Source organism: Cloacibacterium normanense, assembly GCF_002943105.1.
Classification (GTDB): Bacteria; Bacteroidota; Bacteroidia; order Flavobacteriales; family Weeksellaceae; genus Cloacibacterium.
In genome coordinates this window covers 1-7866 of the sequence record NZ_PTPZ01000012.1, presented here as the reverse complement: position 1 = coordinate 7866, position 7866 = coordinate 1, and the positions used below count along the sequence as shown (strand labels likewise).

The following is a 7866-nucleotide window of genomic DNA, read 5'->3' as shown; positions in this document are numbered from 1 at the left end:
GATTTAACACCAAATAAATATCAGTACCCGGAATTTCTAATTGAATTCTCTGTGGTGAAACTATAGATAATCCGTAGAATGCAGAATCTCCCTTTGCGCCTTTACTATGCTGGAAATCTTTATAGTAAATTTGAGACAAAAGATTTTGCACCCCGTCTTTTATAAAACCTAAAATATCTGGTAAATCTTCTGCTGTTACTACAGAAGATAAGGCTGGATAATACCTTTTTTGTAATGTGGTTGTTGACATATATCTTTGATTTGGGTAGTTTTTATGCTTTTGATTGAGTTTTCTTGATTTTAGTCTTTTTTATAAAGCCTAAAACTTTATAAATTTTGGTTATTAGTCTTATTTTTACTTAAGTTTTCTTGGTTATTAGTTTTTATATTTTAGCATTGCTCAAAGTTGCAAACTTTGCGCAGCGGGGGTTACTTTTGTAAAAATATAATTTTCACTTTCCTCTACTTACTAAATAATCCCGCCAAGCTTCCACAATTACTTTAAAATCTGAAGTTGGTAACTCAAAATCTGGCGTGTGATTAGGATTTTCATAATTATCCATTTCATCATATATCCTTGTAGTTGTTTTTTTGATAACTACAAGCATCATACTTTGTGCGGGATAAGTTGTAGTTGAGTTTGGATTGGGGTTTGATAGCGCTCTATTTGCTGAATCCAACAATTGATTTGCTCGACTTACACTATCAGCTCCCCATATAAAAGCACTTAGCGAATCATTTACTGTGCTTATAAATTCAAAATCATCATTAAAAAATTTTTTAATTCCGAATTGTACTTTGTAATTGTTTAATATATTCATAATCTTCTTTATCTTTTTGCCCGCTGCGCAAAGTCTCCTGACTTTGAGCCAAACTTACTCATCATAATTACTATATTTCCAAAATTCATTTGTTTTGCTTGTATTAATTACTGGGTTATCTGCCAATTCTACACTCACTAATCCTTTGCTCATTATATAATTACTCGCTGATGAATAAATATAATGTTGGGCTTTTTCTACAATTCCTGCTCTTATTGGATTTAAGTGTATATAATTTAGCTTGTCCCACATAAAATGTAAGCTATATATTTCTTCTGCGTGATTGCCATATTGCCAAAACTGGTAATTTTTATTTCTTGTATGGCTTTCTGTTGCTTTTTTGAATAAAGCCTGCATCCACTCTCTTCTGCTTTCTGGTTCTGTTTGTATGGCTTCTAAAATATTTTTTGCGGTAAACTTTTTAAAATCTCTTACTAAATCTGATAATCTACCTTCTTTAGATTGTACTATTAAATGGATATGATTGCTCATTATCACATAACCATACAAAACCATTCCTTTTTCTTTTATGCAATATTCTAATGATGAAACTACTATATCTTTATAAACCTTTCTTGTAAAAACATCTATCCAATCTACTACTGTACAGGTAATAAAGTGGGGTTTTTCTTGGTCTTTTATGGTATAGCCTTCTTTCATTTTTCATTTTTTTGTTGCTCAAAGTCGGGAGACTTTGCGCAGCGGGGGGGGCTTCTCGTAAATAACTTTTTATCTAGTTAATCTTATAAATATATTTTAATGGTTTATTTTGATTTATAAACTCTTTTGTTAATTCTAAAAATCCATTAGTTCTACTAATTTCACTATCAATAGGATTTGTTTTCACATATAAATAATATGTAACTCCTTTCCAAGTAAAAGGATTACTACCAAACTGTACTGGATTTCTTTGTCTTAATCTTTCTTTAAAAGGATTAAAATTAGGATTGCCAATTAACTCATCTATTCTTGCAGATAAAGCAGGAACAAGTTGTTGCAGCTCTGCGACTGATATTTCAAAATCTGCTTCTGCATCTATTCTTTGGAGAATGCTATCTTTTAAAACGGATTGAATATTCAGTTTTGTATAAAAATCATTTATTGTATCTTCTCCTAAATCTGAATACAATTTATTATTTATCATATAAGTTAAATATCTCATAAATTTATTTTTTTAATATTACTATTACTTCTTCTTTTTCAGGATATATATCTACTTTAATTGTTAAAAAACCTTTTGAGCTCATCGTTTTATAGAAAGTTGTAGCTTTTGTAGCTTGTATATCATTCCCTGTTTCATTATACACATTATAAAATTCCTTATAGCCTAAAGATTCTCCACCGGGATAATACGGGTTAGTTGTCCACTCTGTTTTTACACTGGTTATTTTATCATTCCAAACTTCAAAAGCATCATCTGTCCATTTTTGCCCAAGTCCTTTTACATTATATCCTTTCTGTTTTAGTAGTTCTGTATTGAAATCAAAACTTATTTCACCACCCATTCTTTTTGCCATATTTGTCCAAGCTGGTTCTATCCCACCTTGCTTCAACACATTAAAAACTATTTCATCAGTAGACACTAATACTTCATACCTATACAAATTATTAAAAGTCTTTACCAATCTTTCGCTATACAATCCTAATTCAAAAATTATTTCATCAGGATTGTTTTTGAAAAACTGAAACCATTCTTCATTTTTAGAACCAAATCTTTCAAAGAAAATAATTTCTTCTTTAATATTGTTAGAATAGTTCTCAATTTTTGATATTAACGCTGATTCATCATAATATTTATTGAAAGACAATAATATATCTGGATTATTTTTTGCGCGTAAAAATAGTTCATCAGATAAACCATATCTTTTAAGCCAATTTATTTGTCTTTGTGAAGTTAAAATATTAAAATTATTTCTAATATTTACCTCGTTATATGAATTTTTCCAAGCTTTTAGTAAATCTGTATCTGCTTTGTAGGCATTAAAAACCGCTTGATCGGTCTTTACTTTAGATAAAAAAGCATATCTTTCTGTAGCATTTGAAGATAAAAGTTCTGTTTTTAAACTATTATCTCCATAATATTTTACATAAGCATCTGTTACTTCGTTATTTTTAATTACATTTAAGAGAGTTCTATCCTCTATATTATTGTCTGCTAACTTTATCCAGTTATTAATAACATCATTACTATCTAGTTCTTTAAGTCCTTCTTTAGAAAGGTTACCAAAATTTTTAGAAAACATACTTTTCTTAGCATTAGTAGAAAGAAGCTGGTTGTATTTATTTTTTAAAGTAGGTATATCATCTAACTTTTGTTCAAATGCTGTTAATTCTTTAGTTTCAATTCCTAATATTTTATTTATAAAATTTTTAGCATCTAAAGGTATCGTATTTGTATCTATTGTTCTTGCCAAATCTAAAGCTCTGTCTCTACAGAAAATAGAAGCACCTGCAGTAGCCAAAGACAACCAAAAATAGATGCGTGCAAGATTTTCTGCTTTTGCTTCTTCTTCCTTAATACCAGTTTGATTAAGATTATAAACTGCATCATAATATAAAGATGCTTCTGCAGCTGTAATAGAAATTGCTTCTAATGCCGCATTTACACCTCTTACATACATAACAGCTTCTGCACTGGTTACGCCAGTTTTTAAAGCCCTACCTGCATATATGAAATATCTTAAATAAGAAAGTTCACCTAATATTGCTATCCCACCTGTTAAGAAAAATGGCAAAATTAATAGTGTGGTGTTCACAGCAAAAGATACTGCAACATCTATTTTTTCTAATCTCTCTATATCTTTAGCAACATACAAAAGAAATGCTGGTATCACTGATTCCTGAGGAAACAGAGGATTTCCTTTATCATATACTAATAAAGTAACAGGTTGATATATATGAAATCTAGGTGCACCTGGAGGATACACAAAATCTGGGTATTCTTCATACCCTTTATACACTCCATTTTCATATCTAATTTCATAGGTTCTGGAATTACGAACTGCATCAAATACTTCACCTTGAAGAGATGTTACACTATATTCAACCCTATAGTCTTTTATTACTTTATACTTATTAGGATTTCCTAAATTATCTACCAAATAACCTAGAGATCCTATTTCTAGTATTGCAGTAGGAGTTTTATTTTCATTTTCTAAATGGAATTTATTTACAATCTCATCTGTAAAATAAAAATTAGGATTTTTTATTTCTCCTGTAGATTTATTATAATTGGGATTAAAATTAGAGTTTTTCCAAAGTTGTAATAATGCTCTACATAAATCTAATCTTTTACCATAAGGAAAAAGCAGATTACCTAATACTACTTTACCCCATTCCTTATGATATTCTCTATCAAACATCATAAGAAGCATTTCAAATTTTGTAGTATTACCTATTTTTTCTAATAATAGCTTTAGGATATTCTCCCCATCTATAGGATTAGAATATAATGACTCTAATAATCTTACAATAAAATCTTGTGTAGCACTACTTAATTCTACTAAATACAGATAATCATTAATATATTTTTTAATATCATCATAAGAAAAAAGTAAAGATAATGCTGATGAAGGAAAATCTTTTAAGAATTCAAGCCTATCATTGCTTTGCATCATTAAAGTTGTTTCTCCCCAAGTGGATGGTTCACCATCTGGTGTCTTGAATTTTTCTTTTTCATTTACATATACTAGATTTTCATATAAATTTACAACAGCATTAAAATAATCTGTAAAAGGAGCCAATAAACCAGCATAAGAGGTATTTTGTGTGGAAATTGGTTCAATTTTATTTATATATTCTTCAAAACCATCTATATGCCCCCAATCCAAAATTAGATTCGCAATAATCTTATCTATTTTCTGAAAATTACTATTATTATTTATTGCTTGTCTTAATTTTGAACTATCATCTCCATTTAAACTATTTAATTCTATAATTTTATTTTCTATAAACTGTATATTATTTATTGCTAAAATATCTATAACTTTATTTTCAAAAAGCCAATATATTTTAAAACAAATCTGAATTATACCTTTATATAGATCTTGTTTATATTTTTCTTCTATATTCAAACTAGAAACCACATCACCAAAGTTTTTCTGAAAAAATTTACCATCAAATTTGTTCAGTCTATCTGTAGTTGGTATTGGAATAATTTGACTATAGTCTGATGAGTTAACATCAGTGCTACTACTTACCATAGGATACTGAGTAGTATCAAAAAAATCTATATCTAATTTTTTAATTTTGAAACGATACTCATTTGCCACAAAATATTTTGTGAAGTTATTTGTCTTTGATGCAGAAGTTTCAACTTTTTCTAATGTGAAAATATCTCCTTTTTCTGCTAGTTGAAAATGATTATCAAACCAATATTCTTCTTTAAGCAACTCATCTATTAACGTTCCTAAAATATATTTTTTGTTTTTATATTCTTGATATGCACTTTTTAAACAATATCCTTCTTTGCCCTTTTCTTTATTTACATCAAAATAGTTACTCTTGGCTATAAAAAAATACTCTTTAGAATTAACCTTGAATCCTATTAATGCTCCATCTATATCAAATTTTAAATCTTCCAAGATATAAGGAGACTTTTGTCCATTAGATTGGTCAACACCATTTACTTTAACCGCTCTATTATTTTTAGTAATTACTGCTGTCGTACTCATAATAATGGAACTTGAACATAGTTATTAACAATATTTTCTTTCTCTACTAATGGCACATACTTACTATACTCTTGCGTGGCAAATACACACTGGTCTATGGTAGAAACTTGTACGGGTTTGGTAGGTTCGTTAGGTTTTAGCAGTACTATCTTACCTTCTCTGTCTTCGGCTATCAGGTAGAGCTCGTATAATCTGTACTTCACACCTTCTGTAGTGGTGTAGTAATCTTCTTCGTTGCCTAATAAGTTCTTTAAGTAAAACTTGGCATTGTTGTATTTTTTTACTCCTGTAGTATCTTTTTCACTTAAGATATTTAAGTAAATGTCATTTTCGTCTTTGGTTAAGCCTAATAATTTCTTACTTGGTAAACCTCCTGTTTGCACTTCTAGAGTTAGACCTGTAACGGTGTTACCACTTTGGCTGTCTGTAAAAACTTGGGTCTTTAAATAGTATGGTGTTTCTGGTTGATAAAAATTATTTTTGTTTTTGTCATAATGGATGGTACCGCTATTGGTATTATCAGAGTAGGCACTTAAACTTTCGGTAAAGGTGTTATTGCTCTGCCTAATGTTATGAAGTAATGTTTCGTAGGTTATTCTTGAGAGCGTCTCGTCTTCACTTTTTTGGATAACATCTTCTGTTCTTTTACTGGTTACAGTGGCAATGTCTTTTCCGCCTGTTGCATTATTAAAGTTCACCAACAATAGATTTTGATCTACCACATAGTGCAGTTCACGGTCTTGTTTATTTTGGATAACGGGTGATTCATCTATCATCCCAAAAACGTCATCTATATCTTTTAGATAATAATTTACTGTTTCTGTAGTATTAGGATCTGCTGCATTTGGTTCTTCTGTCTGTATCAAAAGTTTCTTGGTTTCACAAATGAGCTGGATAAAATTACAGATGGGTGAGTTTTCTGCTCCCGTTTTAATGACATCAAATGTGATGGGTTTGGTGTAGTTTATATCTACTGTTACATTAGGGTCTGTAGATGGTTTTTGCAGAATATTGTCATTTCTCAGGTAGTAATCTTCGTGTATAGTATTTACATTCAGAATACCTGTTTTTACATATACGGCTGCGTCTGTATAATTATCAGTGGTTAATTGTAGTGTGATTTGGTTTGCACCATTAAATGCTTTTACCGCCCAATCTTCTTTTACGCCAAAAGTTTCTTTGGTAAGATTACTGACATCTGTTCCTACTTTAATATTGGTGGTATCTTCCAAATGATAATTTCCGTAAAAATCATAAGAACGTTGTCTATTGCTTTGGATATAAAGATATGTGGTATTTTTTGTCTGATATTTTTCAATTAAACTATAAATATTTGCTGTAGTTGTCAATGGTTCTGTAGAAGCATTGATATAAATTTTTCCTTTGCCTTGTGTATGTAAACCATAGAATGCAGCTATATCCATAAACATTGAAGCACTTTCTCTTACCAATTTTTTACGATAAGGTGTATAATTTCCTGTAGATAATTTGTGCTCTTTTGCTCTGGCAAATTTTAAATTGAGCTGGAAAGGATTAGGATCGTCTTGCATGAAAAAATCTCCTTCATTTAGTACTACATCTATTCCAAGTGAGCTTTCTGCACTACCTAAAAGCGTACCTCTTTCTACCATTGGTAATTCGAAGGCTACTTTATCGGTTTCTGTATCTGATATTTTGAAAAAATATTCATCTAGTAAATCGTTTTCATTTTGAGCGGTATCTGTAAGTTCTCTATATCCTAGAAAATTGGATAAAAATATTGGTTTTTCATTAGCTTGTTTGTTTTTATAGAAATTATCAAACTCGGTATTAACTTTTTCTACCAGTTTACTTTCGGTTTGATTAGTTGCCAATAATTTACCATCTGCAAAAAAGTCTGATTTCTTTAATCCTCTATAGATAAAATATTTTATTGCCAATCCATTAATAGGTTGTTTAAAAGGTCGCAATATTAAATTTACCTTCCCTTCATTTCCTGCTCCACTCATGGGTTGCAAAAAAACTTGTCCTTTACATATAGCATAGACTTTACAAACTCCCGAAAATGAGATAACGGAGGTGGTACTAAATTCTATAGAAGATATTTTCCCAAACGAAGTAGGGTTTCCAATAGCTACTGCGGTATCTACATAAAATTGAGATTCTGGTCTTAGATCTGCTCTGATGTTAGTACCATTTTGGGTACTTGTTAACGCAGAACTCTGACTTGGAATAAGAGTTTCTGACATGGTTATTGTTTTTATTGGCCGTACTACATTTTTTTAAATGCATTCTTATAAAGAATTAATGATTTATTAATTCTTTAATTTCATTTACCACATCTATTATAATGGAATTTTTATGAATAGATAATGAAGTTTGTAGTTTTCTTG

6 protein-coding genes are annotated in these 7866 nt (G+C 29.9%); all 6 read right to left on the bottom strand.

Translation table 11 applies throughout. The features are described 5' to 3' along the window. Positions 1–250: hypothetical protein (locus C3729_RS13045; RefSeq protein WP_133159994.1), on the bottom strand; the 250-nt coding region annotated here is incomplete at its 3' end. Between the two features lie 202 nt (positions 251–452). Continuing rightward, on the bottom strand, positions 453–821 hold the full coding sequence (locus C3729_RS13040; protein ID WP_104794561.1) for a hypothetical protein: 369 nt from the start codon (positions 819–821) through the stop codon (positions 453–455). A gap of 54 nt (positions 822–875) precedes the next feature. Further along, positions 876–1481 carry an REP-associated tyrosine transposase gene (locus C3729_RS13035; RefSeq protein WP_104794560.1) on the bottom strand — a complete coding sequence of 202 codons (606 nt, stop codon included), beginning with the start codon at positions 1479–1481 and terminating at the stop codon, positions 876–878. Between the two features lie 73 nt (positions 1482–1554). Then, complete coding sequence (locus C3729_RS13030) at positions 1555–1983, bottom strand: hypothetical protein (RefSeq protein WP_133159993.1); 429 nt, start codon at positions 1981–1983, stop codon at positions 1555–1557. Between the two features lie 4 nt (positions 1984–1987). Next, positions 1988–5494, bottom strand: coding sequence for a hypothetical protein (locus C3729_RS13025; protein WP_104794558.1), 3507 nt, complete (start codon positions 5492–5494; stop codon positions 1988–1990). Next, the gene (locus C3729_RS13020) at positions 5491–7722 is read right to left on the bottom strand and encodes a hypothetical protein (RefSeq protein WP_104794557.1); all 2232 of its coding nucleotides are present in this window, start codon (positions 7720–7722) and stop codon (positions 5491–5493) included. Before C3729_RS13020 ends, C3729_RS13025 begins: the two co-directional genes overlap by 4 nt. Between the last annotated feature and the right edge of the window lie 144 nt (positions 7723–7866).